Here is a 22,755-nt window from a genome sequence, read left to right as displayed (position 1 = left end):
CTGAAGGACAGCGTCGTCCCCCGTGCCCGGGATCTGCGCGTCGGCCTTCAGTTCGCCGAGCGTCGGCGGCCACTGCCTCACGATCAGCCCGCGTCCGTCGCGCCGGTCACCGTGGAGACCGAGACCAGTTCGGGGTTGCGGACCAGCACGCCGAGGTAGCCCCAGATGCCGACCCGGACGAAGCTCGGACCGCCGATCTGGTCGTAGGAGAAGTCGACCGTGCCGGATTCGGCCAGCAGCACCGCGTTGCTCTTGAGCACCGCGTACTTCTCCGGTTTGCCCGACGGGACACCGGTCGTGGCGACGACGTCGCTGCCCTCGATGTCGCCGACCAGGCTGTTGCCCAGCGCGCCGTTGGCGTTCTGCGGGTTGTACCGCGACACCGGCATCAGGTTCCGGCCGGCGTTGTCCTTGAGCTTACGGAACGCGCCGAACCGCTTGTAGGACACGACAACCAGGTCGGCCAGGCCGCGCTTGCCCTCGGCCACTGCGGTCTGCGCGTCGATCACACCGTCGATCGCACCGGCCGCGAACGCGGTTTCGTCGGCGAACACGGTCCCGGCCGCGGTGCCGTCGGCGAGGATCGCCTCGCAGACGGCGGTCTCCACGCCTTCGCCCCACGCGAGCGCCAGGTCAGTCATGATCAGCGCATCAACGGCAGGGCTGGACGAGTCCAGCAGCTGGCGCGAAACGTCCTGGTACTCCGCGTGCATCTCCGGGGTCAAGGTCTTGGTGCCGGTCGCGAACTTGTCGCTGCCCCACCCGCCGTTGTTCTTGCCCTCGGCGGCCTGCTTGCTGATCGGCGCAGTGCCCTTGGTCTGCCCCGGCAGGATCAGCGGACGCGGGTCCTGGCCCAGGTCGAGCTTGCGGACGCGGTCGGCCACCGCGCGCTGCTGATACGCGGCGGCCTGGTACTCGTCGGTCAGCCAGCGCGGCGGCACGATGCCCGCGCCGTTCGGGTCGACGTTCACCGAGCGCAGATGCTCGGCCAGCCGGGTGTTCGCCTCGCGGTCAAGCAGCACCTTGGACCGATAGTGGTCGGAGAAGAACGAGTGCCGCCCGCCGTCCTTTTCGGACCGATAGTGACCCGGGTCCCGGTCCTGCGTGGTGACGCGGGCGGAGCGGGTCTCGGGCTCGCCGTCGTCGGCGAGCGCGGCCGCGGTCTCGCGGGTCTTCTTCGCTCGCACCTCGACGTCGGCCAGCTGCTCGATGACGTCGGCCAGCTTGCTGGCCTGCTCGGCCTGCTCGGTGACGGAGCGAAGCTCGACGTCGGTCAGGTCGCGGTTCTCCTCGGCCGCGCGGGTCTGCACGCCCTGGATGGACGCGGTCAGCGCCTCGTACTTGGCGCGCTGCTGCGCGAGATACGGATTCGTCACTGCGGACGCCTCTCGGGATCGTTCGATCGCCCGAGAGGCCGGGGTGTCCGCATCGGTGAGCGGCGGAGGTGTCGGCGTCCGCGTTATTTCCGGGTGAAAGTATCAGCAGGGTTGTGCGCACCAGCCGAACAACCTGCGCGGCGGCTACTTCCCGCCGTGGTGCAGCTTGAACAGCGAGCGTCCCGCCGAGGTCGCCTGCATGATGTTCGTCGTCAGCCCGTCCGCCTGGCCCACCGGCACACCGGCCTTGATCAGCTCGTCGCGCAACTTGCGCCACGGGTGCGGCGATCGCGCGTACTTGGCGAACCCTTCCGGTCCGGTCCAGTACCGCCACAGCGGATGTCCCGGCCCGTACGGGAGCTTGGAGGCACGCGCCTCGACCGCGGCCAGCGCCGCGCCGTCGACGTCCTGTTCGGCCGCAGACGAGCGGACCGCGCTGATGACTGCGGCGTCGCCGTACGCGCCGGCCATGACGACCGCGACTTCGGTCAGCGACGCGGACGCACGCTCGGTGATCCCGCCGGGCAGCGTCCGGTTCTGCCCTTCCCGGAACCCGATGCTGAAGTCCGTGAGCGCGCCGTCTTTCGCCAGCTCTACCGTTTCGTCGCCGAGCGGAGTGCGCGACACCCGGAACTCGCCGTAGAGCCCGGCCGCGTCTTCCCGGAGCATCGTTGCCCGGCCGATCAGCTTGCCGCCGTGCGGCCCGTGGTCGCGCATCAGCGGCACGCGGTGCGCGGCGCGCAGCTGCGCGGCGAACGCGCCCGGCGCGAACTGCTCGACCAACCGGGAGTCGATCCGCTGAGGCTTGCCGTACGGGACCACGATCCCGCACAGCGTGCGGCCCTCGCCGTCGGACCGGACCTCGAACTCCGGAGTGAACTGTCGCGTTTGGACGTTCAGCGGGCGCAGGTACTCGGCCGCGAACCCGACCGCGTGCGTTCCGGTCATGCCTCCACCTTCTTCCACCCGGCCGCGACGTGCGGCGCGCAGAACGCCCCGCCCGGCTCCGGCACCTGGTCGCACACGTTCGCGGCGCACGCCGCCTGCACGACGGCGCCGGTTCGCTCCGGCACCGCAAGCTCCGGCACGTGCTCGCCGGACAGTCCGGCCGCGTCGGCGGTCACGGCGGCCGGTTTCGGGGTTCGCGCCGTGCGGGTCTTGCGCGGGGTCGCCATCAGGCGGTCATCTCCGGATTCTCGGCGAGGGCCTGGCCCTCGTTGTCGGTTGCGGGCTTTTCGCCCGGGACGGTCGGCGCCCGTTTGTCGTCGATCCCCGGCACCGGCGGAAGATCCTCGATCTCCCGGGCCTCGCTCTTGAGCAGGAACCCGGCACGGATGCCGGTCTCGTGCGCCTGATAGCGCGCCGTGGTGTCGCCGCGCAGGATCGCGTCCCGGTTCGCCTGCACCCACGTCCCGCGCGGGAACTCCTGCGAGAACGTCTGCTCGATCCGCTGCACGTGGTCGCCGATGCTGAACTTCAGCAGGTCGCTCGACTCGGCCTCGCTGGTGCTGTAGGTCAGGCTGTCCCCGGTCGACGCGCCGAGAAACCGCGGTGGGACGCCGAAAATCAACGCGATCTCCAGCAGCGAGAGCTTGCGCGCCTCGATCAGCTGCAACTCTTCCGGATTCCACGCCAGCGCCTCGAACTCCGTGCTCGGTCCCAGCGCCGCGATCGTGCGTTCGCGCTGCGCCTTCAGCCATCCCTGTTTCGCCGCGATCAGCTGGGCTTCCGTGACGTCCGGGCTGGTGGCCTTCAGCAGACCGGTCGGGACGCCGTGAGCGCCGACGGAGCGTGCCTGCCCGGCGAGGTCGTCCGCCAGCGCCAGCGTCCCGTTCAGGTGCAGTTCCAGCACTCCGAGCCCGCGCAACGCGCCCGGTTCGCACAGCCCCTTCACGTGGATGACTTCGCGGCGGGCGAACGTCCGGGAGGTGCTGCCGACCTGGTACTCGATTTCGCCTTTCGGCAGCGCCGAGTAGGTGAAGCCGTCCGACCGGCGCACCGACACCCGCGCCGCGGCCACCGGCGTGACAGCTGTCGCCAGGCCGTTGCGGTCCCGGTCGGTGATCACGCCGAACGCGTTGCCGTGCAGCACCAGGTCCGACACCCATGCGGACATGGTTGCGAGCTGGATTTCTTCCGGGCACGGCTGTTGCAGCAGCACCGGTCGCGGTTTGATCTTCTCCGCGAAGTCGCGGCCGCGATCGGTGTAGGCGTCCCACGGCAATCCGCCGATGACCCCGGACAGCAGCCGCACGCACCGGTCGACACCCGGGATTCCCATGACCTTGGCCATCTGGCGCTTCCACGCCAGCGGCGCGTCATCCGGAATGAGCGCGCTTGAACCGATGTTCCAGCCGTCCGACACCAGCATCCGCGAATGCTGCGGCGCGGGCGTGGCGCGCCTGGTGCGCTCGATCCAGCTACCGAGCCCCATTGTCGCGTCCTTCCGCCAGCACACCGACACCGATCGCGGACAGGCCGCCGACGATCAGCGTCCACGCCGGTCCGGCCACCATGCACAAGCCGCCGAGCGCGGACACGCCGCCCGCCGCTTGCACCAGTCCGCAGAGGACAGTACGGGGAGGGGACAGCACACCTCCGGCACGCTTGAGTTTTTCCGTCCACTTCAGACGGATCTCCGGCCGCGCGACGTCGAGCCAGTCCCGGCCTGGCGGGTTCTTGGCCCGCCCGACGTCGTCGCCGTGCACGCGGTTCACGTTCGGATACTCCACTTCGCTCCTCACACCACGCCGAACCAACCGGCTGGCTTGTCGTCGGGGATCGTCCGGGCCAGGTGCACCGCACCGGCCGATGCGTACGTCGCATCGCAGTGGCCGGCGCCGCGCCGGGTGAACACCCATGCGTCGCCGCGCCGCTGCTTCTCCGTGGCCGGGACCTGCGCGTTCAGCAGCGGATCGTCCGGGTGCACGATCTGCCCGGCCTCGACCTGTTCGGCGAACCCCATGCACACCGCGGGCATGTCGGCGCGGATGCCGTCGACCTCGACGCCTTCCGGCGGCCACCCGGCCTGCTCGTTGTCCGCCAGGTCCGCGGCGTAGGCGGCGGCCGGGCCGGACGGGAACCACCCGAACCGGCGGGGCCGGACCCGCTCGACCCACCCGCGCAGATCGCCGCGCATCCCGCGCAGGTCGTCCCACGCGGCCACGACCTCGACCCGCACCCGGCCGTCCGGCAGCACCGCGGCCGCGACCACGGTGGCGTGCCGGCCGTCCGCCGACACGTCGAAGCACAGCGCGACCCGGCCGCGCACCGCGGCCAGGTCGCCGGGATCGCAGCACTCGGCCCACTTTTCGGCGTCGATCGCCGGGTCGAGCATCGGGACCTTCATGCACAGGATCTCGGTGAGGTACCCCGCCAGCTCTTCCCCGCCGGCGGCCTCGGCGCGGCGCGCGTCGCCGAGCAGCCCGGCCGGGTCGATCCTGTGGCCCAGGTTGGGGTTCGCCTGCGCCAGCGCGTCGATGTCGGTCGCGCGGGAACCGTCCGGCGCGGACCACTCGAAGAGCCCGAGCCGATCCTCGGAATCCGGGTCACCGGCCGTTCCGTCCTCGATCGCGGCCAGCGCGGCCTTGCGCAGCGAGTCCAGCACGACGGCGCGGTAGTCGCCCTGGTTCGAGATCAGCCACGCCTGCGCATCCGGAACCGCGTTCATCGCGGGCATTGCCGCGTTGTAGGCAGACCAGTCGTGATGCTCGCGCAGCTCGTCCGCGATCAGCCGGTCGATCGTCAGCGACCGGCCGCCCTTGCGGTTGGAGGCGGCGATTTTGTACCGGGACCGGTAGACGGTGCGGAGGAACTGTTCGCCGTTGGCCTTGCGCACCTGCCCGATCTCCTCGGCCAGCTCCGGGCACGCCTCGGCGATGTCGCCCGCCTTCTCCCACGACTCCCGCGCGTAGTCGAGGTTCGTGGACGTCCCGAGCACCAGACGCACCTGCTCGATGAACAGCCAGTACAGCGCGAGGACCACCAACAGGTGCGTCTTGCCGTTCTGCCGGGCCACCAGCACCAGCACGCTGCGGAACCGCGGCCTCCCGTCCTCCAGCAGCTCGCCCGCGTGGATCACCAGCCATTCCTGCCACGGGTCGAGCGGCATCGCGATCACGTCGCGCGCGAACTCGACCACGTCGAACCCGTAGGACGTCTCGGGTGTCAGCTCACGGAGCGGCGGCGTCCAGATCCGCGGCTCCGTGCGCCCGCGCAGCGCGGCGGGCGCGGAGGTCGTCTCGGGCGGTTCGAGCAGGGCTGTCACCCGGTGCACCTCCCTTCGGCAGCACGGCCTTGCGCGCGGCCGGTGTCGCGCCGAGCGATTCCAGCGTCGCGAGCAGCTTTCCGGCCAGTTCGGCCGTGGTCCGGCCGGATTCCTCGAAGTCGAGCGCGGACGCCAGGCGCAGCGCCAGCGCGGCGGCGGCCTGGTCCTCGTCCTCCAGATCTAGGGCAGCCAGCGCAGACTCAGTGGCTCCGAGCACGTCAGCGGGGTTCACGGGGGCGCTCATCGGGTGCCCGCACCCCCGGGGAGAGAGAAAAGATGACGGACCGGGGTCTGCCGCACCGGCTGCTGCTCAAAAAACTCGGGCGCTGCTGCCCGGCTGGCGGCTGGCCGCGTGCGCGGAGTGCTTCTCATTGCGTTCACCATCGGGTCACCGGCCGCGGCGCGGGGTCGAGCGTGCGCGAGCGGCCGGTGCGGCCACCTGCCGAGCGGTTGCACGTCGCGTGCTCTGGCCCCTGGTATTCGCGCTTGCCGGTCCCGTCCGCGTGCCCTAGATCCCATGCCTGGCCGGAGCGGATGAGCTGGCCGCAGCGGGCGCAGCGCACGCTGCCGGTGGCCACGCGTGGCGCGAGGCTGGCGCGGATGCGTTGGTGGTACGCGCCGTAGCCGCGTTGAGTGGTGGTGCCGGTGCTGGGCATGGTCACCTCCTGGCCGGTCTCCTAGCAAGACCTCACTTTAAGTGGAGGTCCGCGCGCGGCGGCCGAACGTCGAGTCAGCCCGGGGAACCGGCTTGAGCGGGTGGTGACGATTTCGGGAAACACCCGGCCCCCGGCGTGTTGTTCCCAGCACAACGGGTTGTTGCGACCTTGTGATTTATGGCCATTGTGGACAGTCGCACGGGAACGTAACCCGTAGTCGAGCTTTACCGTGGCCGGCGTCCGGTGACCAGCGCTATCAGGTCGTCCACCGTGCACGTGATCCACTGCTGCCCCGGCCCGCCGACGCCGTGCCGCTTGTGCGCGATGAGCGCGACCTCCGCGTCATCGTTGCCGCGCTCGACCTCGGCTTCGCGCATCCACCCGGCCAAGTCCGCGCGGACGGTGTCCTTGCACTCGATCACGACGCGCCCGCCGCCGAGCGCCGGACTGAGTCGCACACCGCCGATGTCTCCGCGGTCGCGGGCTCCGCTGCGCGGCCGACGGTCGATCCGGTCATCGATGCTGGCGGCGAGGTAGTCGGCGACGATGCGCTCGAAACGGGTTCCTGCTGCACGTGCCGATCGGCGGCTGCGTGCCATGGCGGGCACCTCCGGATATGGGAAGGCCCCGCACTGGGGTCCGAATCCAGTGCGGGGCGGAGGGGCCTGCCGGGTGAGTGAAGTCCGGCAGGTTGGGCGCAGACCTGATCCAAGCCGTGGATTTCTTGCGACCGCGACGCTAGCGGGAGGCTCCGGTGTCCCTGCGGAACGCCCGCCAGGCGTCGACCGCGGCGCAGACGAGCGCAACCCGCCGCGTGCCCATGCCCGGCAGCCCGGACAGGGTCGAGCCCTCCGGCTCGGCGCGGTGCCCGTCGACGAGCGATGCAACCGCCTGGGCAGTGCCGTAGCCAGCGGTCCGGAGCGGGCCGGTCTGGTGGAACGTCAGGCCGTGCTGGTGCAGCTCGGCAATCGGGGTGCTCGCGCGTTCTCCGGACGGTTCCTCGTGATCTTCGCCGATGCGGTAGGTGTCCGCCTCGGCGTCCCAGCCGCCTGCCGGTTCCTCGCGGAGCGGCCGATAAGGCGGCTCATGCGCCCGCTCGCTGGCGTTGGCGTATTCGTCGGCCATGAGGGACCTCCTTGGTGGTTGCGTTCGTTCTGGCGTTGCTTGGGCTCGGCAGTCACTGCGGGCGCCTCCGGTCGGGACCTTCGAGCACGACGCGCGAGCACATCTCGACAATCCGCGACGCGACCCGTTCGCCGAGCCCGGCCGTGAGGTCGCGGGGCGCGAGATTGGTGGTGATCACGGTGGCTAGCCGGTTCTCGTACCGGTGGTTGATGATCCGGTAGTTGATCTCCTCGACCCATTCGCTCGACTTCGCCGCGCCGACGTCGTCCAGGACCAGCAGCGGCGCGTGAGCGTAGCGGCGGTAAGCGGCTTCTCCGTGCACGCCGCTGGACGGGCGCAGCTGCGCGTACAGGTCGGCCGCGGTGACGAACTCCCACCGCAGCTGGGCACCGGAGGTCGCCAGTTCCCGGACCGCGCCGTATGCCTGGTGGGTCTTGCCGGTGCCGACGCTGCCGAGAATCGCCAGCGACCCGCCGCGCTTCACGACCGGGTTTCCGGTGTAGGCGGTGCGGGCGGCCTCGGCGAGCAGCTGCACGCACCAGGTGCGCACCTCGGGGTGGTCGGCGGCGGCCTCGGCGTAGCGCGGCGGGACGCGGGCGAGGGTGTCGGTTCCGTGCGCCTGGTTGTCCTCGGTCCATGCGCGGTCCACGAGATCACCGGTCACGGTCAGGGGCTGCATTGCGGCTGTCACCAGCTTTCGTGGTAGCGGGCGGGGTCGGGGGACGCGAACGGCCGGTAGCCGCCGGGCGTGGTGAGCGGGGGCGGTTGGGATTCCCATCCGTCGCCGCGCAGCCAACGTTCGAAGTCCTTGCGGTACCGGGGTTCCGGGGTCGAGTGCACGTACGGTTCGATCGCCTCTGTGATCCGCTCGGCGGGGGCACGCTTCACCGCTCGCTTCCATTCGAGGTAGGCGGTGCGCTTCCCGCCCTTGCGGCCGTAGGCGATCCAGGCTCGCTCGAACGCCTCGGGGTAGCTCACGCGCTTCGGCTCGGCCGACGCGGGCTCGCCGGAATCGGCGAGAGTCTTTTCTTCTTTGGGAGTGGAGGGGAGTGGAGTGGAGGGGGCGGTGTTCGCCGTAGCACCGCCGGGCGCGTTAGTAACGCGTCTACCGTCCGGGTCTACCTGCGGTTCCTCTGCTTTTTCCTGCCTGCCGGGCGCTTCCAGCTCCTCACCCGCGTCGTTCGCGAGTCGCCCGGAGTCGGTCCGCGCGCCGCCCGCGCGCCGGGCAGAACGCCACCGCGCCTGTCTCGCGGCGTTCTCGGAGCGTCGCCGGGTCACCTCGGCGCGCGTCGGATTGCGTCGGTCGTCGCTCCAGTCGTGGAACTGGAACCCGCCTTCAGCGACCCGCCACAGCCCGGTGCGAACAAGCTTCGCGGCCTGAGTCGGGGTGCCGTGCAGGAACGCGATCTCTTCCGGCACGAATCCGTCGGTGAGGTGCTTCGCCGACCAGGCACCGGCACGCACCCACAGCCCGAGCGCGGCGTTTCCGGCCCGGATCGCCTTCGGGTGGTCGGCGAAACCGTCGTCAACGTTGAACCAGGGCATGAGCTGTCTTCCGTTCGTGCGCCGCGAGTCCGAGCCGTGCCCGGATGCGACCAGTGGTGTAAGTGGTAAGGCGGGTGATCTCGGCGATCTCGCCGTCGGTCAAGCCGTCGCCGTGGAGCCGGGCGACGACCGCCGCCCGGTCCACAGTGGAAAGCGCGTCCGCCGGGACGAGACCGCGCAGGCAGTCCGCGACGGCGCGTTTCACGCTGGGCGCCGCTTCCCGGCTCCCCGCAGCGGGATCCCGGCGGCCTTCAGCAGCCGGTGCACGGTGGTCCGGCCGATCCCCATCACTGCCTGGATGTCGGCGATCCGGTCGCCGCGCTGGTACATCTCGGCCAGCCCCGCCAGGTCGTAGCTGCGTCCGCCGGTCGCGCGCGGCTTCGGCTCGGCAGGCTGCGGCGCGTGCTCGGCGATGATGGCACGGACCTCCGCGACGCTGATGTAGCCGGTGTCGGCGGTGATGTCGGCGGCGATCTCCGGTGCCGAAGTACCGCCCTGGTGTGCAGCCACCACCCGTCTGATGAGTCGTTCTTCCTTAGGTGGTGGTGGCGGTGCCCCGTCCGGCGCGTACCCGTGGACGCCGATCAGACCGTGCCGGGTCGCCTGGATCACCAGCGAGCCGCGCGGAGTCGCCATCACTGCCCCCGTTTCATGGTCTGCTTCGGTTCGATGCTGTCCAGGAACGACTTCAGTTCGGCGTCCGTCGCGGTGGTGATCTCCGCGCCCTGCGACCACTCGGTGTACTCGGCGGCAACCCGGTCCCAGTCCGGTTTGCCGTCCTGCTGCCAGCCGTTCGCCTTCGCGATCGCCGCTGCGCGGTTCTGCAACCTGGCGCGCGTCGTCGTGTTCGGCGGCGGCGCGTCCGCGTCGCGCTGGCTGGTCGGGATGTGCAGCACTTGGATCAGCGCGATCCGCTCGGCGATCGAGAGTGCCTTGATGGTGTCCGGTGCTTCGCCGAGCACCACAGTGGACAGCACGTCTCCGGCCGGGCCGACGAATTCGTACTGCACGGTCAGGATCACGGTCCTGGTCTTCCCGGATCCCTCGGCCTTCATGTCGAGCACGGTCGGGACCGGGCCGATGATGCCGTGCTCGCGGAACGCGGGCGCGGTCGCTTCCATGATCTGTTCGATCCCGCGGAACGCGAACCCGAAATGGTTGTTCTTCTGGGACTTGCTCACCTTCGTGACCTGGCGCATGACAGCGTTCAGGGCCTGGTGGATGGTGGGGGTGTCGGTCATGGGGTTGCTCCGTTGCGGTGGATGGATGCGCCGACGATGTACCTGGCCTGCCGGATGTCGGCTTCGTAGAGGCGACCGGCGCGGCCGTCGATGCAGGCCAGCAGCCGGGCCACCTCGATGACGCCCATCGGTTTGCCGGGGTCGCGGGTGCGGGTGCTCCGGTTGCGGCTCATGCGGCCGCGTTCAGCGGTTCGCCGAGCAGCTTGTCCAGCCGCCGCGATTGGACGTTGTCCAGGTAGTTCTGTTTCGCTACAAGGAATTTCCGGAACGTCTCGTCGTCCGCGGTGACCGGGATCAGGTCGTAGTCGTCCGGTTTGATGTGGAGGATCAGCGCGCGGTCGAGGTGCGGCATCGGCACCTCTTCGCCCGAGACCGGGTCGACCAGCACTTCGGCGTAGCGGTAGGCCGCGCACTGCAACGCGTGCTCCCCGTACACCCCGCGCGAAGTCTTGTAGTCGACCAGGCACAAGCCCAGCGTCGGAATCCGCTGGATCGAGTCCAGGCGACCGGCGTAGCCGTGCTCCCGGGACGCGACGACCGTTTCATCCCACACCGATTCGGGCGACCAGTCCTCGACGTACCGCGCGTACCCGCGCACATACGGCGCGAGGTGTGCGGCGAACTCGACCTCTTCCCCTCCGACGTAGCGCTCAGCGACGTCGTGCACGTCGGTGCCGCGGATTGCCGCCGTGTCCCTCTGGTGGTTCGGGACTCCGGTCAGCATGCGCAGCGTCGGCCCGTACCCGTCGCGCTCGACTTGGGCGGGCAGCTCGGCAAGGTTGTCGAGCACGTGCGCCGCAACGGTTTTCGCCGCCCAATTAACGAGGCTGTCCTTCGGGATGCCCTTCAGCGCGGTGGTGACGCCGGTAGCCCACTTGCCATCGATCTTGTAGCGGTGCGACGTGTCGAAGTACTCGACGCCCCGCGCAGTCGTCCTGTCTTCGCGGGCGGTGCGGGTCACGCGGTCACCGCCGCGCGGGCATCCTCGGTGACGCTGAAGCCGTCACCGTCGATACGGTCGCAGATCGCCGACGCCAGCTCGCCAACAGTGGCAGCCCAGCCATTCCAGACGGAATCAGCCTCAACCACCAGTGTGATGCCGACCAGGTGCCTGCCACCAGGGTTCGTGCCCAGGTGCGTCGCGCTCGGCGCGTAAGTGCTCATGCTGCTGTGTGTCCTTTGTGGTCTGTCGTGGGATATTGAGCCCGGCGGGCGAGCGCCGCGCGGATGATCGCTGCGCTTCGGGCGTAACGGGCGTGGCGGCTAGCCGCCAAACTCGCCGAGTCCGTCGCAGTCGGGACAGGCGCGCTCGCCGCGCCGACGGTCCCGGGAGACGAGGACGGTTCCGCTTCCCTTGCATGTGGCGCACTCGGACTGGGCGGGCTCGTCCATGCGTCACGCTGCCCGGACATCGGCGATGGTGAGGTCGTCGCGGGTGACTCGAAGGGTCTTGCACAAGGCGCCGAAGATCTTCAAGTTGGGCGACCGGGTCCCCGCCTCCCATTTGGCCACCGTGGACTGGTCGGCGTGAAGCAGAGCGGCCAGCTCGGCCTGCGTGAGGCCGGAGTCTTCGCGGACTCGTCTGATCTTCGCGCCGTCGATGGTCCTCGTTCGCATGACAGCCACACTAGGCCAAGTTCAGCCAAGTTTGTGGGCAACGGTGCCCACTTTCTGTCCTTAATTTGGCCAATATATGACATCCGTATGGGTCAGCCTGCTGAAACATTCGGGTGCATGAGGTGCGACACACCTGGACGTGCCACGTTTTCACAAGTTACGGTGCTCACTGTGAGTGAATTTCCTGAGCGATCACGCGGCTGGTGGATCGAGGATCGGCGCACCCAGCTCGGCATGACGGTTCAACGCCTGGCCGCGGAGGCCGGACTGTCCGACGAGACCATCCGTCGCGCGGCGAACGGGAATCCGATGCGGGCAGGCAACAAAAGGAAGCTGGAGAGCGCACTCCAGTGGGCCGCGCGATCGATAGACGACATCGACGCCGGCGGCGAGCCGACCGAACTGACTGGCCAGCCCGGCCCCATGCCAGAACCCGCTCCCGAGTCCGCGCCACGCCAGCGGGTCGACCCGGCCAAGGCAGTGCGCGCACTGCTGGAGCTGGCGGCAGACCAGCGGACGGCAGGGAACTCCGACGCCGCGGAAGAGGCCTTGGAGATGGCCACTCGGCTGGCACGCCGCACGGACGTGCTGGTCACCCTCGCGGGGGAGATCGCCGAAGCGGAGAAGGCTGGACGGCAGAGCAGCTAACGCCGGACCGAAGTCCATCGATAGAACATCTGTTCGAATGAAACGAGGGGAACGAGGGATTCAGCGATGCAGTGGCGTGTAGCGGCAGGTCTGGGGTTCGCGGCGGCCGGGATGTTCGTGGTCGTGCTCGCGACGTACCTGCTGGTCGCCGGGACGGACTTGCTCGGACCGGCAGCGTGGGACCTGGCGGTCGCCGCGTTCGTCATTCTCGGAGTCACCTACGTCACCCTGTGCGTGCACGCCCACACCATCCGGGAGCTGACACGGAGAATCGACCGCGCCGAACGCCGAGCCATCATGCTCGCGGCGGGCGGGGAAGAACCCCGCCCGCCGCTGAAAGTAGTTCGCTAGTACAGAAATTCCACGGAGACCCTGTCGGGGTCGAAGCTCCGACAGGGCTTCTTCGGGTGGTTCAACACGACCCGGCCGATGTGCAGGCGAAGGAACTCCAGCTGCTCGCCGAATTTCATGTCAGGCCATGCGTCTTTTGCCGTCGTGATACTCGGTGTCACCGGGGAGGGTAGAGCGGACAGCTCGCTGTTGAGTTGCTTCTCTTTGGCGGCCATGGTGTCTCGCGCCTCGCGCCACTCGACGGTGGACACGTTGCCGTTTGCCCACTCTCGTGACAGCTCAACGCGCTTGGCCTCGACACCGGCCAGTTCGGTGGACAGACGTTCGCGCTCTGCGCTGGAGTCGAGCTCTGCAAGGTGAGCTAGGAACTCGGGCCTATCCAGGTGTGCCCACAGCTGCTGCAACACGAGAGAGTCGATGTTGGCCATCCGTCCTGATACACAGCAATTCCCGCCGCGTTTGGCCGGGGGACAGCGGTAGATGGCCACCTGCCCAGCCTTTTCGTACCTCTTCGAGGGAACTAGTGCGGCTTCGCACACGCCGCACACGATCAACCCTCCTGTAAGCAAATATCGTCGTGGCCGCGGTGCCCCGCTGCCATCAGCAGGAAGTTTGGCGCGCACCAGTCGCCAGGTGATCTGGTCAAGGATGCAGGGCCAGTTGCCCTTTCCGAAGTACTGCCCTTGGTATACGCGGAGTCCCGCTACGGCGTGGTTCGTAACCATGCTGCGAACGGTGCCGCCGACGACCACTCCGCCCCTCTTGCCCGTGATGCCGCGTTCCGTCATGTCGAGGGCGATGGCGTCTAGTTCCCACCCGTCGAGCACGCGCTGAGCGGCGAGGCGCACCTCGGCTGCCTCCACCTCGTTGATGACGTAGGTCTTGTTAGGCATGTCTCGGTCATATCCGAACACGGCGGCACTCGGAGCTTCCCCGCGTATCGCAGCGGTTTCGAGCTTGTCATGAACTCGCTTCTTGGTGCGCCGCACCTCCCGTGCGCCGAGCACGGCACGGATGTCGGCAGCTTCACTATCGATGCGAACGATGCCGTCTCGCTTGGTGTGCAGCTCCTCGATTCCGGCTTCTGCCAAACGATCCGCGAGGATGAACCACCGAACGTTGTTGCGTTCCAAGCGGTATTGCTCGGCGCACCAGATGTTTGCGACGTGTCCGGCGTCCACCTCGGAGAGCAGGCGTTCGTACTCGGGACGGACAAGATCAGCCTGTTCCCCGCTGAACCCGTCCTCGGCGTAGATGACGATCGGCATGCCTGGCCAAGCGCGCGCGGCGTACTCGCGCCCTTGAAGCTCCTGGTCCTCGATTGAGTCTGGCGAAGCCTTGGATATCCGCAGGTAGAGGGCTACATGTCGCGTCACGGTTGGCAACCTAAAAGAAGGGTGTGTTCCATCTGAAACCATGACCGGAGACCCGGTGACACCGTTCCTGGTCGACCTCTGGCGGTTCGGTGCGCTGAGCGGCGACGAAATGCACGCCTACCAGGCGCTGCTGCAGAACTCCCGCGAGATCCCGCCCGCGTCGTCGCCGTTCCAAGGCCGTTCCGGCAACGCGAGCTACCAGGCCGACGGATTCGTCCAGTACGACCCGAATTTCCCGAAGAAGGGCCAGGACACCGACCCGGCGCACGGTGCCTCCGCAACCCTGGAGTACGCGCTCGGCGACTGCTCCCTCTCGGTGATGGCCTCCGCGCTCGGCCGTAAGCAAGACGCGAAGCAACTGGCGGCCAAGGGCCGGACGTACGCGACGCTGTGGGATCCGTCCGTGACGGATCGCGGCTTCACCGGCTACTTCCGCCCGAAGGTCACCGGCGGCAGCTGGTACACCCCGGCGGACGGCCCGTACAGCCCGCAGGGCCAGGACGGCTTCCACGAGGGCACCGCGTGGCAGTACCAGTGGCTGGTGCAGCAGGACGTGCCCGGGCTCGTCGCGAAGATGGGCGGCGCGGCCAACGCGGGCAAGCGGCTCGACGACTTCTTCGCCTACGACGACCTGGTGAAGGACCCGGCGAAGACCGCGCACGAGGAGTGGGTCGTCGGCCCGTACGACTACTACCGCCAGTTCCGCTACAACCCCAACAACGAGCCCGATCTGCACTCGCCGTGGATGTACACGCTCACCGGGCAGCCGTGGAAGACCTCCGCGGTCGTGCGGGCCGCGCACACGCTGTTCACGAACGCCCCCAACGGCGTCACCGGCAACGACGACCTCGGCACCATGTCCGCCTGGTACGTCTTCAGCGCGCTCGGCCTCTACCCGGCCGTCCCGGGCACCGGCGACTTCGTGCTCAACGCGCCGCGGTTCGCCAAGTCCGTGCTGCACCTGCCGGACGGCCGCGACTTCACCATCAACGCGCGCGGTGCGAACGGGGCGCAGCTGCAGTACGTCTCCGGGCTGCGCGTCAACGGCACGGCGTCGGACAACACGTTCGTCAGCCTCGAACAACTGCGCCGCGGGTCCACTCTGGACTTCGCGCTGACCGGCGACGCGGCGCGGGCCACGTGGGGAACGTCACGCTCCTCCGCGCCGGCATCTCCTTGTGCCGGTTAGTGTTCGATCGCGGACAGTCGGTGAAGGCCGCCTCCCGGATCTTGGGATCCGGAGGCGGTCTTTCCCGTTAACCGGGCATTTCCCGCCCGTTTCCGGCCGTCGCCCCTGATTGGTGCAGACCACTGCCCGGAAAGCTCGTGACCAGAGTCACGGGCCCCGGTGTTCCGGTGAGGCCGGTCACGCCTCACACTGGTCTCATACCCGTTCGACAGTGCTGTTGACGCCAGGCGGTTTCCGTCCGCCTTGGACAGTCTGTCGGACGTGTTTTTGTGTGTGCAGTCAGCACGCACCAGGTGACGCACAGGAGGATGTCGTGTCCAGCAAGGCCGCTCTCGTGTTCCGCGTGGCCGCAGTCGCCGAGGCTCTGTCCTGGCTCGGCTTGCTGATCGGGATGTTTCTCAAGTACGTCGTCGACGCGTCTAACGAGGGCGGCGTGCCCGTCCTCGGCATGGTGCACGGCGTCGTCTTCGTCCTGTACGTGATCACCTCCCTGTCCGTCGCGAAGCCGCTGGGCTGGCGCGGCAAGACGCTGGTGCTGGCGCTGCTCGCGAGCATCCCGCCGCTGTTCACCTGGCTGTTCGAGAAGTGGGCGCTGCGCAACGGCAAGCTCGACGGCCCGCAGCGGCTGTCCCACGGCGGCGTCGGACTGTTCGTCCGCTCGCAGGAGCCGATCGGCGTCTGATCTTCCGCTTTCCGAAGGGCCCGTGCGACAAGCGCGGGCCCTTCGTGCGTTTACGAGGTGAAGTCGCCCGCGGACTTGCGGACCTTGGTGAGCAGTTCGGTCAGCTGCTCCACCTGCCGCTCGGTCAGGCCGGTCAGCCCGAAGTCGATGTCGGTGACCGCGGTGGTGGCGGCTTCCCGCAGCGCGCGGCCCTCGTCGGTGATCTCGACGAGCGTGGTGCGCCGGTCGGTGGGGTGCGGCACGCGCTTCACGAGCCCGTCGCGCTCGAGCCGGTCCACTATGTTGGTGACGCTGGTGGGATGCAGCTGCAGCCGTTCGCCCATCACCCGCATCGGCAGCCGCGCGTTGCGGGAGAAGGTGAGCAGCACGAGCGCCTCGTAGCGGGCGAAGGTGAGGCCGTGCGGCTTCAGAGCGCCGTCGACCGCCGACTGGATGATCTGCTGCACCCGCATCACACCGGTGACCGCGGCCATGGTTCCGGCCGGGCCGATCCGGTCTTCCCACAGCTGCGCGGCACGGGCGATCGGATCGAACGGCAGCGGACGGTTCATGGCAACCGAAGCTACCAGCGGGTACCCCGGTCGTGGGGGTCGCCCTGGGCAGAACAGGGAAAGGAAGCCAGCATGATCGTCGCGTTCAGCGTGAGCCCCTCGGCCGCGGAGCCGGACGGCGGAGTCAGCGAGGCCGTCTCGCGCGCGGTGAAGGTGGTGCGCGAATCCGGCCTGCCGAACTCGACCAGCTCGATGTTCACCGAGATCGAGGGCGAGTGGGACGAGGTCATGGCGGTGGTGAAGAAGGCGGTGGAAGCCGCGGGCGAGGGCTCGGCGCGGGTCGGGCTGGTGCTGAAGGCCGACATCCGCCCCGGCTACGACTCCGGCCAGCTGGCCGCGAAGGTCGAGCGGGTCGAAGCGCACCTGCGCGAGGACTGAGCTACGGGATCGGCGGCGTGAACGCGATCGTCCAGCGGCCCTTGGAGCTGGTCACCGCGAGCGGGTAGCTGAACTGCTCGCCCGTGCCGGTCTTCCCGCGCACGACGGCCGTGGTGGGGGAGCGCTCGTCCGGCGCGAGCTGCACGGAAATGTCGCGCGCGCTGCTGTCCTTGAGGACGCTGACGTAGTCCTTGGCAAGGTCGTCGCCTCCGGAGCCGGGGACGTCGAAGAGCCCGGCGAGCGTGTCTGCGTCCCGCCCGCTCAGCGCGGCGGCGAGCTCCGTGCGCAGTTCCGGCGGGGACGCCGCGCCGGGCGGGTCCTGGTGCGAGACGGTCACCGTGATGCTGGCGATCCACGCCACCGCGACCACCACCGCGAGGGCCACCGTGGCATTGCGCCGGCTGAGCATCCTCGGGCCTCCTCGTTGTCCTCGCCGAGAGCATGCCTCAGCGGAGTGCGCTTGCCAAAAGCGAACCCCGGGGCTGCTGCTGAACTCTCGCGGCGAGGCGTGCCAGGATGGAGGGCGTGACACACCCACGCGGATCTGCAGCGAACTCAGCGGCGATGTCCGCCGCGTTGTCCGGCGCGGTCGATCTGTCCGCGCTCAAAGCCAGGGCGGAGGCGAACCGGAACCAGCCGCAGGCCCCGCCCGCGCCCGCGGCCGGCGGCGAGGCGGGTGCCTCCGGGCCGCCGTCGGACGCGGTGCTCGAGGTCACCGAGGCGACGTTCCAGGCCGACGTCGTCGAACGCTCGCTCAACCAGCTCGTGGTCGTCGACCTGTGGGCCGAATGGTGCGGGCCGTGCAAGCAGCTGAGCCCGGTGCTGGAACGCCTGGCCGGCGAAGCGGGCGGCGCCTGGGTCCTCGCGAAGGTCGACGTGGACGCCAACCCGCGCATCGCGCAGCTCTTCGGAGCCCAGTCGATCCCGACGATCGTCGCGATCGCCGGCGGCCAGCCCGTGGACGCCTTCTCCGGCGCCCTGCCGGAGCCGGAAATCCGCAAGTGGCTCGGCTCGCTGCTCGACGCCTTGCGCGACCGCCTGCCCGGCATCCGCGCCGCCGAGGAAGCCCGAGGCCCGGTGGAAGAGCCGGAAGACCCGCGCTTCACCGAGGCCGAGGAAGCCTTCGAACGGGGCGACTACGCCGCCGCACAGGCCGCGTACGAGCGCATCCTGGACGCCGAACCGGCCAACGAGCTGGCGAAGAACGCCCTGGCCCAGGTCAAGTTCACCGCCCGCGCCGAGTCGATCGACCCGAGCGCCCGCGCCAAGGCCGAAGCCGACCCGAAGGACCTCGACGCCCAGCTCGCGGCCGCCGACCTGGACATCGCGGAGCAGGACGTGGAAGGCGCGTTTCGCCGCCTGATCGACGTCGTCCGCCGCACCGCAGGGGACGACCGCAACCGGGTCCGCGAACACCTGGTCGCGCTGTTCGAACTCTTCGACCCCGCCGACGAGCGCGTCGCCAAGGCCCGCCGGGACCTGGCGAGCGCCCTGTTCTGAGCCGCCTGTTCGTAGGTCCGTGAAGGGCTCCTTGAGGGAATCTGTTTCCCGCAAGGAGCCCTTCACGGACCACCGGACGCCGCCCCGCCAAAGGCTCAGGCGTACTGCTTCGAACAGGAAGACGACCCCTCGAGATACCCCCGCCGCAGCGCCTCGACCCGGTCGAATCCGCTGTCCGGGCGATCCCCGTTCACATTCGCCGACACCAGCCCGTCCGGCCGCAGCAGGTCCGCGATCGCCTCGTCCAGATCCCCGGACGACAACCGCAGCTTCACTCCGCCGGTCGGATGGTTCGAGAACGCCGCCCATGCCCCGACCAGACAAGCCGTCCGCAGCCCGGCGTTAGGCGTGTCGATCGAAGCCCCGACCCCCTTCTGAATCCCCACCGCATACCGCGACGCCAGCTCGGCGAAGGCGGCGAAGTCGCCCAATCCGCCCCCGGCCCGGCCAGCCATCTCGGCCTCCTGGTCCACCGGTTCGGCCAGCTTCTCCAGCGCCTGCTGGTCGAAGCTCACCGTGTTGTCGTTGGGGCAATAAGACGCGGGCGGCGTGCTCGGCCCGCTGGGGCAGCTGCCGGAGCCCGCGGCGAACCGCGGTCCCTGCACCCCCGCGCCCTTGAACGCCTCGTCGAGACTGGCCTTGAGGTCCGACAGCGTCGTCTCGTCGAGTTTCGCGTCGCCCTTCCCCTTGTCCCCGGAGTCGAACGGCCGCTCAGTCAGCCGCTTCTGCACGTTCTGCGCGTTCATCCCCGCGCATTCCTTCGGCCCCTTCTCGAACCCGGCCTGGAACGCATACGTCCGGTCGAACGCCGTGCCGTGCGCCTGCCGGTCCGTCGCACTGGTCCCGGCCTGGTCGCGGATGAAGAACATCGCCGCCAGGATCTGGTCCAGCCCCTCCGCGGTGGACACGCGGTAGAACTTGCTCTTGTCCTCGGCGACCCACCGGAAGTAGCCACCGGCGAAACAGTCCGCCTGCTGTTCCTTCACGACGGTCGGCGTCGACTTCGAGATCCCCGCCGCGGACCCGAGCCGGTACTGGATCGCGTGGCCGAACTCGTGCGCCAGCACGGTCACCACCGACATCGGCCCGAATCGCTTGCGCAGCATCGGCAGCAGCACGCCGCGGTCCCATGCCACCGAATCGTCGCCCGCGCAGTAGAACGCGTTCACCAGCTGCTTGACGCTGCCGCACGCGGTGTCCTCGGTGTCGCGCTTCGAGTCGTACGACAGCAGCGATTTGACCGGCTCGAACCGCTTGCCGCCGAACTCCGCGGGCAACGCCTCGCTCCAGTACGCCTGCACGTCCGCGATCGCGGCGGTGGCGAGCTGGTCGTCCTCGCCGCCGCTGGCGTTCTTCACCGGCAGATCGGGACTCGGCGCGCCGGTGCGCAGCCCGCTGTCGAAATGCGTGACCGGCAGCCCGGCGACGTTCCCGGCGCCCGGCGTCGCCGCGGGAGCCTTGTCCCCGCACGCGGCTGTCCCCAGCACGGTCGCCGCGACCAGCGCGACCAGCGCGTACCGGCGTCCCCCTCGGCTCATGTTCCCTCGTTCCACTTCCGCGTCCGACAACGAACCGGGACATTACTGACCCGGATGGCGCAGTGTGCGGACAATCCCCGAAGTGGGGTGCGAGCGCGCGCGGAGCGGGCCGGATATCGTCGCTGACCATGCGTGCAGTCCGCCGGTTCACCGTCCGCGCCAGCCTGCCCGAGCCGCTCGCCGGACTCGGCGCCCTCGCGACCAACCTTCGCTGGACCTGGCATCCGCCGACGCGCGACCTGTTCGCCTCGATGGACGCCGAACTGTTCAACAAGATCCGCGACCCGCTCCGGATGCTCACCGCGCTGCCGCCGGAGCGGCTCGAGGAGCTGGCGAAGGACGAGGACTTCCTGCGCCGCACCCGCGAGGCCGCGGCCGGCCTCGAGCGCTACCTCACCGAACCGCGCTGGTACCAGCGGCGCACCGACGAGGGCCTGCCGCAGGCGGTCGCGTACTTCTCGATGGAGTTCGGGGTCACCGAGGCGCTGCCCAACTACTCCGGCGGCCTCGGCGTGCTCGCCGGCGACCACCTCAAGGCGGCCTCGGACCTCGGCGTGCCGATGGTCGGCGTCGGCCTGCTGTACCGGTCCGGCTACTTCCGCCAGGGCCTGTCGCTGGACGGCTGGCAGGTCGAGCACTATCCGGTGATCGACCCGAACGCCTTCCCCCTGGAGCTGGTCACCGAGGGCGGCCGTCCGGTGCTGGTCGAGGTCGCCATGCCGGGCGGGCGCGACCTGCGCGCGCAGATGTGGCGCGCGCGCGTCGGCCGGATCCCGCTCCTGCTGCTCGACACCGACATCGAGGCCAACGACGAGGACCTCCGCTCGGTCACCGACCGGCTGTACGGCGGCGACGCCGACCACCGCATCCGCCAGGAGATCCTGGCCGGCATCGGCGGGTTCCGCGCGGTGCGGAAGTTCTGCGAGCTGACCGGGCATCCGCAGCCGAAGGTGTTCCACACCAACGAGGGTCACGCCGGGTTCCTCGGGCTGGAGCGGGCCCGCGAGATCATCCAGTCCGATGGCCTGGCCTTCGACGAGGCGCTGCCCGCGGTCCGCGCCGGGACCGTCTTCACCACGCACACGCCGGTCAGCGCGGGCATCGACCGCTTCCCGGTCGACCTGGTGCAGCGCTATTTCTCCGACGGCAGGCTCGTCCCGGACGTCGACGTCCGCCGCGTGCTGCAGCTCGGCGCGGAGGACAACCCGGGCCTGTTCAACATGGCGCACATGGGATTGCGGCTGGCACAGCGCGCGAACGGCGTCTCCAAACTGCACGGCCGCGTCACGCGCCGGATGTTTTCCCGGCTGTGGCCCGGTTTCGACGACGCCGAGGTGCCGATCGCGTCCATCACCAACGGCGTGCACGGGCCGACCTGGGTGGCGCGCGAGCTGAGCGCGCTGCTCGGCGGCAACCACGAGGAGTTCGGCCACGAGGGCCGCACGCCGGACAGTTCGCTGCGCGACGGCGTCACTGACGAGCAGCTGTGGGCGCTGCGCCGGGAACTGCGGGAGAAGCTCGTCGGCGAGGTCCGGCGACGGGTGCGCGCGGCGTGGATGCAGCGCGGTGCGTCAGCGCTGGAACTGGGCTGGACCGACCGCGTTTTCGACCCGGACGTGCTGACCGTCGGCTTCGCCCGTCGCGTCCCGACGTACAAGCGGCTCACGCTGATGCTGCGCGACCCGGACCGGCTGCGCGCGCTGCTGCTGGACGAGAAGCGGCCGATCCAGATCGTGATCGGCGGCAAATCGCATCCCGCCGACGAGAACGGCAAGCAGCTGATCCAGCAGATCGTGCGCTTCGTCGACGATCCCGCGGTGCGCCATCGCATCGTGTTCCTGCCGGACTACGACATGTCCATGGCCCGCTACCTCTACCGCGGCTGCGACGTGTGGCTCAACAACCCCGTGCGGACGCTGGAGGCGTGCGGCACGTCGGGGATGAAGTCGGCGCTCAACGGCGGCCTCAACCTGTCTATTAAGGACGGTTGGTGGGACGAGTGCTACGACGGCTCGAACGGCTGGGCCATCCCCACCGCGGACGGCGTCACCGACCCGCTCCGCCGCGACGACCTCGAAGCCGCGGCGCTGTACGACCTGCTCGGCCAGCAGATCGCGCCGCTCTACTACGACACCGGCGAGGACGGCGTGCCGACCGGCTGGCTCGCGATGGTCTGGCACACGCTCGAAACGCTGGGCCCGCGGGTGCAGGCGTCGCGGATGGTGCGCGAGTACGTGGATTCCGGCTACCTGCCCGCCTCGCGGATGGTCGCCGCCGCCACCGACAACGGCCACCAGGGCGCGCTTTCGCTGGCCGACTACCGGACCAAACTGGAAGTCGCGTGGCCGCGCGTGCGGATCTTCGACGCCGAACTCCAGTACGACCACACCGAACGGCTCGTGGTGGGCACCGAGGTCACCATCCGCGCCCGGATCGACCTTGCCGGACTCGAACCGTCCGAAGTGGACATCCAAGCCGTGGTGGGCCAGGTCGGCGACGGGGACGAACTCGCGGACTCGGTGCTGGTCCCGATGGTGCCGGACGGGATCGGCGCGTTCGCCGCGACCCTGCGCCTGCCGCGCGCGGGCTCGGTCGGCTACACGGTGCGGGTGCTGCCGAAACACCCGCTGCTGGCCAGCCCGGCGGAGCTGGCGCGCGTCGTGCTCGCCTGACTCACGAACACCCCAGAGTCGGTCCGTGAAGGACTCCTTGAGG

General features: G+C 69.4%; 29 protein-coding genes and 1 pseudogene. 7 read left to right on the top strand and 23 right to left on the bottom strand.

The genetic code is table 11. The features are described 5' to 3' along the window. Positions 1-83: 83 nt before the first annotated feature. The 19 genes from H5411_RS27880 to H5411_RS27790 form a co-directional block, all read right to left on the bottom strand. The gene (locus H5411_RS27880) at positions 84-1,376 is read right to left on the bottom strand and encodes a phage major capsid protein (protein ID WP_183125520.1); all 1,293 of its coding nucleotides are present in this window, start codon (positions 1,374-1,376) and stop codon (positions 84-86) included. A gap of 144 nt (positions 1,377-1,520) precedes the next feature. After that, positions 1,521-2,324: an HK97 family phage prohead protease gene (locus H5411_RS27875; protein WP_183125519.1), complete on the bottom strand. Its 804-nt coding sequence runs from the start codon at positions 2,322-2,324 to the stop codon at positions 1,521-1,523. Then, positions 2,321-2,551 carry a hypothetical protein gene (locus H5411_RS27870; protein ID WP_183125518.1) on the bottom strand — a complete coding sequence of 77 codons (231 nt, stop codon included), beginning with the start codon at positions 2,549-2,551 and terminating at the stop codon, positions 2,321-2,323. Before H5411_RS27870 ends, H5411_RS27875 begins: the two co-directional genes overlap by 4 nt. Then, the gene (locus tag H5411_RS27865) at positions 2,551-3,810 is read right to left on the bottom strand and encodes a phage portal protein (protein WP_183125517.1); all 1,260 of its coding nucleotides are present in this window, start codon (positions 3,808-3,810) and stop codon (positions 2,551-2,553) included. Before H5411_RS27865 ends, H5411_RS27870 begins: the two co-directional genes overlap by 1 nt. Beyond that, positions 3,797-4,108: a hypothetical protein gene (locus H5411_RS27860; RefSeq protein ID WP_183125516.1), complete on the bottom strand. Its 312-nt coding sequence runs from the start codon at positions 4,106-4,108 to the stop codon at positions 3,797-3,799. The genes H5411_RS27865 and H5411_RS27860 overlap by 14 nt, the downstream gene beginning before the upstream one ends. A gap of 8 nt (positions 4,109-4,116) precedes the next feature. After that, a complete protein-coding gene (locus H5411_RS27855; RefSeq protein ID WP_312878631.1) occupies positions 4,117-5,643 on the bottom strand; it encodes a terminase in 1,527 nt (508 codons plus the stop codon). Further along, complete coding sequence (locus tag H5411_RS27850) at positions 5,549-5,887, bottom strand: terminase small subunit (RefSeq protein WP_183125515.1); 339 nt, start codon at positions 5,885-5,887, stop codon at positions 5,549-5,551. The genes H5411_RS27855 and H5411_RS27850 overlap by 95 nt, the downstream gene beginning before the upstream one ends. A gap of 133 nt (positions 5,888-6,020) precedes the next feature. Then, positions 6,021-6,305 carry a hypothetical protein gene (locus tag H5411_RS27845; protein WP_220817557.1) on the bottom strand — a complete coding sequence of 95 codons (285 nt, stop codon included), beginning with the start codon at positions 6,303-6,305 and terminating at the stop codon, positions 6,021-6,023. A gap of 218 nt (positions 6,306-6,523) precedes the next feature. Beyond that, positions 6,524-6,898 carry a hypothetical protein gene (locus H5411_RS27840; RefSeq protein ID WP_183125514.1) on the bottom strand — a complete coding sequence of 125 codons (375 nt, stop codon included), beginning with the start codon at positions 6,896-6,898 and terminating at the stop codon, positions 6,524-6,526. A gap of 139 nt (positions 6,899-7,037) precedes the next feature. Then, positions 7,038-7,424, bottom strand: a complete 387-nt coding sequence (locus H5411_RS27835; RefSeq protein ID WP_183125513.1) for a hypothetical protein — start codon at positions 7,422-7,424, stop codon at positions 7,038-7,040. Between the two features lie 52 nt (positions 7,425-7,476). Beyond that, entirely contained in the window at positions 7,477-8,103 is a 627-nt protein-coding gene (locus H5411_RS27830; protein WP_183125512.1) for an ATP-binding protein, read from the bottom strand. A gap of 8 nt (positions 8,104-8,111) precedes the next feature. After that, complete coding sequence (locus H5411_RS27825) at positions 8,112-8,969, bottom strand: hypothetical protein (protein WP_183125511.1); 858 nt, start codon at positions 8,967-8,969, stop codon at positions 8,112-8,114. Next, the gene (locus tag H5411_RS27820; RefSeq protein ID WP_183125510.1) at positions 8,950-9,174 is read right to left on the bottom strand and encodes a hypothetical protein; all 225 of its coding nucleotides are present in this window, start codon (positions 9,172-9,174) and stop codon (positions 8,950-8,952) included. Before H5411_RS27820 ends, H5411_RS27825 begins: the two co-directional genes overlap by 20 nt. After that, the gene (locus tag H5411_RS27815; RefSeq protein WP_183125509.1) at positions 9,171-9,605 is read right to left on the bottom strand and encodes a hypothetical protein; all 435 of its coding nucleotides are present in this window, start codon (positions 9,603-9,605) and stop codon (positions 9,171-9,173) included. Before H5411_RS27815 ends, H5411_RS27820 begins: the two co-directional genes overlap by 4 nt. Further along, positions 9,605-10,210: an ERF family protein gene (locus tag H5411_RS27810; RefSeq protein ID WP_183125508.1), complete on the bottom strand. Its 606-nt coding sequence runs from the start codon at positions 10,208-10,210 to the stop codon at positions 9,605-9,607. The genes H5411_RS27815 and H5411_RS27810 overlap by 1 nt, the downstream gene beginning before the upstream one ends. After that, the gene (locus H5411_RS27805; RefSeq protein ID WP_183125507.1) at positions 10,207-10,383 is read right to left on the bottom strand and encodes a hypothetical protein; all 177 of its coding nucleotides are present in this window, start codon (positions 10,381-10,383) and stop codon (positions 10,207-10,209) included. Before H5411_RS27805 ends, H5411_RS27810 begins: the two co-directional genes overlap by 4 nt. Further along, positions 10,380-11,171 (bottom strand): hypothetical protein, encoded by a 792-nt coding sequence (locus H5411_RS27800; protein WP_183125506.1) that lies wholly within the window; start codon positions 11,169-11,171, stop codon positions 10,380-10,382. The genes H5411_RS27805 and H5411_RS27800 overlap by 4 nt, the downstream gene beginning before the upstream one ends. Next, complete coding sequence (locus tag H5411_RS27795; protein WP_183125505.1) at positions 11,168-11,374, bottom strand: hypothetical protein; 207 nt, start codon at positions 11,372-11,374, stop codon at positions 11,168-11,170. The genes H5411_RS27800 and H5411_RS27795 overlap by 4 nt, the downstream gene beginning before the upstream one ends. 231 nt (positions 11,375-11,605) lie before the next feature. Continuing rightward, entirely contained in the window at positions 11,606-11,827 is a 222-nt protein-coding gene (locus tag H5411_RS27790; RefSeq protein WP_183125504.1) for a helix-turn-helix transcriptional regulator, read from the bottom strand. A gap of 171 nt (positions 11,828-11,998) precedes the next feature. Here H5411_RS27790 and H5411_RS27785 point away from each other — a divergent pair, with 171 nt between their 5' ends. Together H5411_RS27785 and H5411_RS27780 are read left to right on the top strand one after the other, a co-directional pair. Continuing rightward, on the top strand, positions 11,999-12,475 hold the full coding sequence (locus tag H5411_RS27785; RefSeq protein ID WP_183125503.1) for a hypothetical protein: 477 nt from the start codon (positions 11,999-12,001) through the stop codon (positions 12,473-12,475). 66 nt (positions 12,476-12,541) lie between these two features. Then, positions 12,542-12,826 carry a hypothetical protein gene (locus tag H5411_RS27780; RefSeq protein WP_183125502.1) on the top strand — a complete coding sequence of 95 codons (285 nt, stop codon included), beginning with the start codon at positions 12,542-12,544 and terminating at the stop codon, positions 12,824-12,826. On the opposite strand, the gene H5411_RS27775 is transcribed toward H5411_RS27780, so the two are convergent. Next, entirely contained in the window at positions 12,823-14,202 is a 1,380-nt protein-coding gene (locus tag H5411_RS27775; protein ID WP_183125501.1) for a recombinase family protein, read from the bottom strand. The two genes, H5411_RS27780 and H5411_RS27775, sit on opposite strands and share 4 nt — an antisense overlap. Positions 14,203-14,233: 31 nt before the next feature. Between H5411_RS27775 and H5411_RS27770 the strand changes: the two are divergent. Beyond that, positions 14,234-15,391, top strand: a pseudogene (locus tag H5411_RS27770) (glycoside hydrolase domain-containing protein); the annotation flags it as partial. Positions 15,392-15,704: 313 nt separating this feature from the next. Next, positions 15,705-16,073, top strand: coding sequence for a DUF3817 domain-containing protein (locus tag H5411_RS27765; RefSeq protein WP_101435371.1), 369 nt, complete (start codon positions 15,705-15,707; stop codon positions 16,071-16,073). Between the two features lie 50 nt (positions 16,074-16,123). Here the strand turns inward: H5411_RS27765 and H5411_RS27760 are convergent, their stop codons facing one another. Beyond that, the gene (locus H5411_RS27760) at positions 16,124-16,624 is read right to left on the bottom strand and encodes a MarR family winged helix-turn-helix transcriptional regulator (protein WP_101435370.1); all 501 of its coding nucleotides are present in this window, start codon (positions 16,622-16,624) and stop codon (positions 16,124-16,126) included. A gap of 72 nt (positions 16,625-16,696) precedes the next feature. Here H5411_RS27760 and H5411_RS27755 point away from each other — a divergent pair, with 72 nt between their 5' ends. After that, positions 16,697-17,002 carry a thiamine-binding protein gene (locus tag H5411_RS27755; RefSeq protein ID WP_101435369.1) on the top strand — a complete coding sequence of 102 codons (306 nt, stop codon included), beginning with the start codon at positions 16,697-16,699 and terminating at the stop codon, positions 17,000-17,002. 1 nt (position 17,003) lies between these two features. Here the strand turns inward: H5411_RS27755 and H5411_RS27750 are convergent, their stop codons facing one another. Further along, positions 17,004-17,411, bottom strand: coding sequence for a hypothetical protein (locus H5411_RS27750; protein ID WP_183125500.1), 408 nt, complete (start codon positions 17,409-17,411; stop codon positions 17,004-17,006). Between the two features lie 116 nt (positions 17,412-17,527). On the opposite strand from H5411_RS27750, the gene H5411_RS27745 reads away from it, so the two are divergent. Then, complete coding sequence (locus H5411_RS27745) at positions 17,528-18,502, top strand: tetratricopeptide repeat protein (protein WP_101435368.1); 975 nt, start codon at positions 17,528-17,530, stop codon at positions 18,500-18,502. A gap of 95 nt (positions 18,503-18,597) precedes the next feature. Here H5411_RS27745 and H5411_RS27740 read toward each other — a convergent pair whose 3' ends face one another. Next, entirely contained in the window at positions 18,598-20,040 is a 1,443-nt protein-coding gene (locus H5411_RS27740) for a neutral zinc metallopeptidase (protein WP_101435367.1), read from the bottom strand. 128 nt (positions 20,041-20,168) lie between these two features. On the opposite strand from H5411_RS27740, the gene glgP reads away from it, so the two are divergent. Beyond that, entirely contained in the window at positions 20,169-22,712 is a 2,544-nt protein-coding gene (gene glgP / locus H5411_RS27735; RefSeq protein WP_101435366.1) for an alpha-glucan family phosphorylase, read from the top strand. Positions 22,713-22,755 lie beyond the last annotated feature (43 nt).

This window comes from Amycolatopsis echigonensis (assembly GCF_014174495.1).
In the GTDB taxonomy this organism is placed as follows: domain Bacteria; phylum Actinomycetota; class Actinomycetes; order Mycobacteriales; family Pseudonocardiaceae; genus Amycolatopsis; species Amycolatopsis echigonensis.
Note: the sequence above shows the minus strand (reverse complement) of the source record. Positions and strands in the feature narration are given on the sequence as shown.

Excerpts from the sequence above, each read along its gene's own strand:
- H5411_RS27750 (WP_183125500.1), bottom strand. The coding sequence starts at position 17,411 with ATGCTCAGCCGGCGCAATGCCACGGTGGCCCTCGCGGTGGTGGTCGCG.
- H5411_RS27830 (WP_183125512.1), bottom strand. The coding sequence starts at position 8,103 with ATGCAGCCCCTGACCGTGACCGGTGATCTCGTGGACCGCGCATGGACC.
- H5411_RS27780 (WP_183125502.1), top strand. The coding sequence starts at position 12,542 with ATGCAGTGGCGTGTAGCGGCAGGTCTGGGGTTCGCGGCGGCCGGGATG.
- H5411_RS27850 (WP_183125515.1), bottom strand. The coding sequence starts at position 5,887 with ATGAGCGCCCCCGTGAACCCCGCTGACGTGCTCGGAGCCACTGAGTCT.
- H5411_RS27870 (WP_183125518.1), bottom strand. The coding sequence starts at position 2,551 with ATGGCGACCCCGCGCAAGACCCGCACGGCGCGAACCCCGAAACCGGCC.
- H5411_RS27795 (WP_183125505.1), bottom strand. The coding sequence starts at position 11,374 with ATGAGCACTTACGCGCCGAGCGCGACGCACCTGGGCACGAACCCTGGT.
- H5411_RS27835 (WP_183125513.1), bottom strand. The coding sequence starts at position 7,424 with ATGGCCGACGAATACGCCAACGCCAGCGAGCGGGCGCATGAGCCGCCT.
- H5411_RS27875 (WP_183125519.1), bottom strand. The coding sequence starts at position 2,324 with ATGACCGGAACGCACGCGGTCGGGTTCGCGGCCGAGTACCTGCGCCCG.
- H5411_RS27790 (WP_183125504.1), bottom strand. The coding sequence starts at position 11,827 with ATGCGAACGAGGACCATCGACGGCGCGAAGATCAGACGAGTCCGCGAA.
- H5411_RS27755 (WP_101435369.1), top strand. The coding sequence starts at position 16,697 with ATGATCGTCGCGTTCAGCGTGAGCCCCTCGGCCGCGGAGCCGGACGGC.
- H5411_RS27825 (WP_183125511.1), bottom strand. The coding sequence starts at position 8,969 with ATGCCCTGGTTCAACGTTGACGACGGTTTCGCCGACCACCCGAAGGCG.
- H5411_RS27805 (WP_183125507.1), bottom strand. The coding sequence starts at position 10,383 with ATGAGCCGCAACCGGAGCACCCGCACCCGCGACCCCGGCAAACCGATG.
- H5411_RS27815 (WP_183125509.1), bottom strand. The coding sequence starts at position 9,605 with ATGGCGACTCCGCGCGGCTCGCTGGTGATCCAGGCGACCCGGCACGGT.
- H5411_RS27760 (WP_101435370.1), bottom strand. The coding sequence starts at position 16,624 with ATGAACCGTCCGCTGCCGTTCGATCCGATCGCCCGTGCCGCGCAGCTG.
- H5411_RS27840 (WP_183125514.1), bottom strand. The coding sequence starts at position 6,898 with ATGGCACGCAGCCGCCGATCGGCACGTGCAGCAGGAACCCGTTTCGAG.
- H5411_RS27810 (WP_183125508.1), bottom strand. The coding sequence starts at position 10,210 with ATGACCGACACCCCCACCATCCACCAGGCCCTGAACGCTGTCATGCGC.
- H5411_RS27865 (WP_183125517.1), bottom strand. The coding sequence starts at position 3,810 with ATGGGGCTCGGTAGCTGGATCGAGCGCACCAGGCGCGCCACGCCCGCG.
- H5411_RS27740 (WP_101435367.1), bottom strand. The coding sequence starts at position 20,040 with ATGAGCCGAGGGGGACGCCGGTACGCGCTGGTCGCGCTGGTCGCGGCG.
- glgP (WP_101435366.1), top strand. The coding sequence starts at position 20,169 with ATGCGTGCAGTCCGCCGGTTCACCGTCCGCGCCAGCCTGCCCGAGCCG.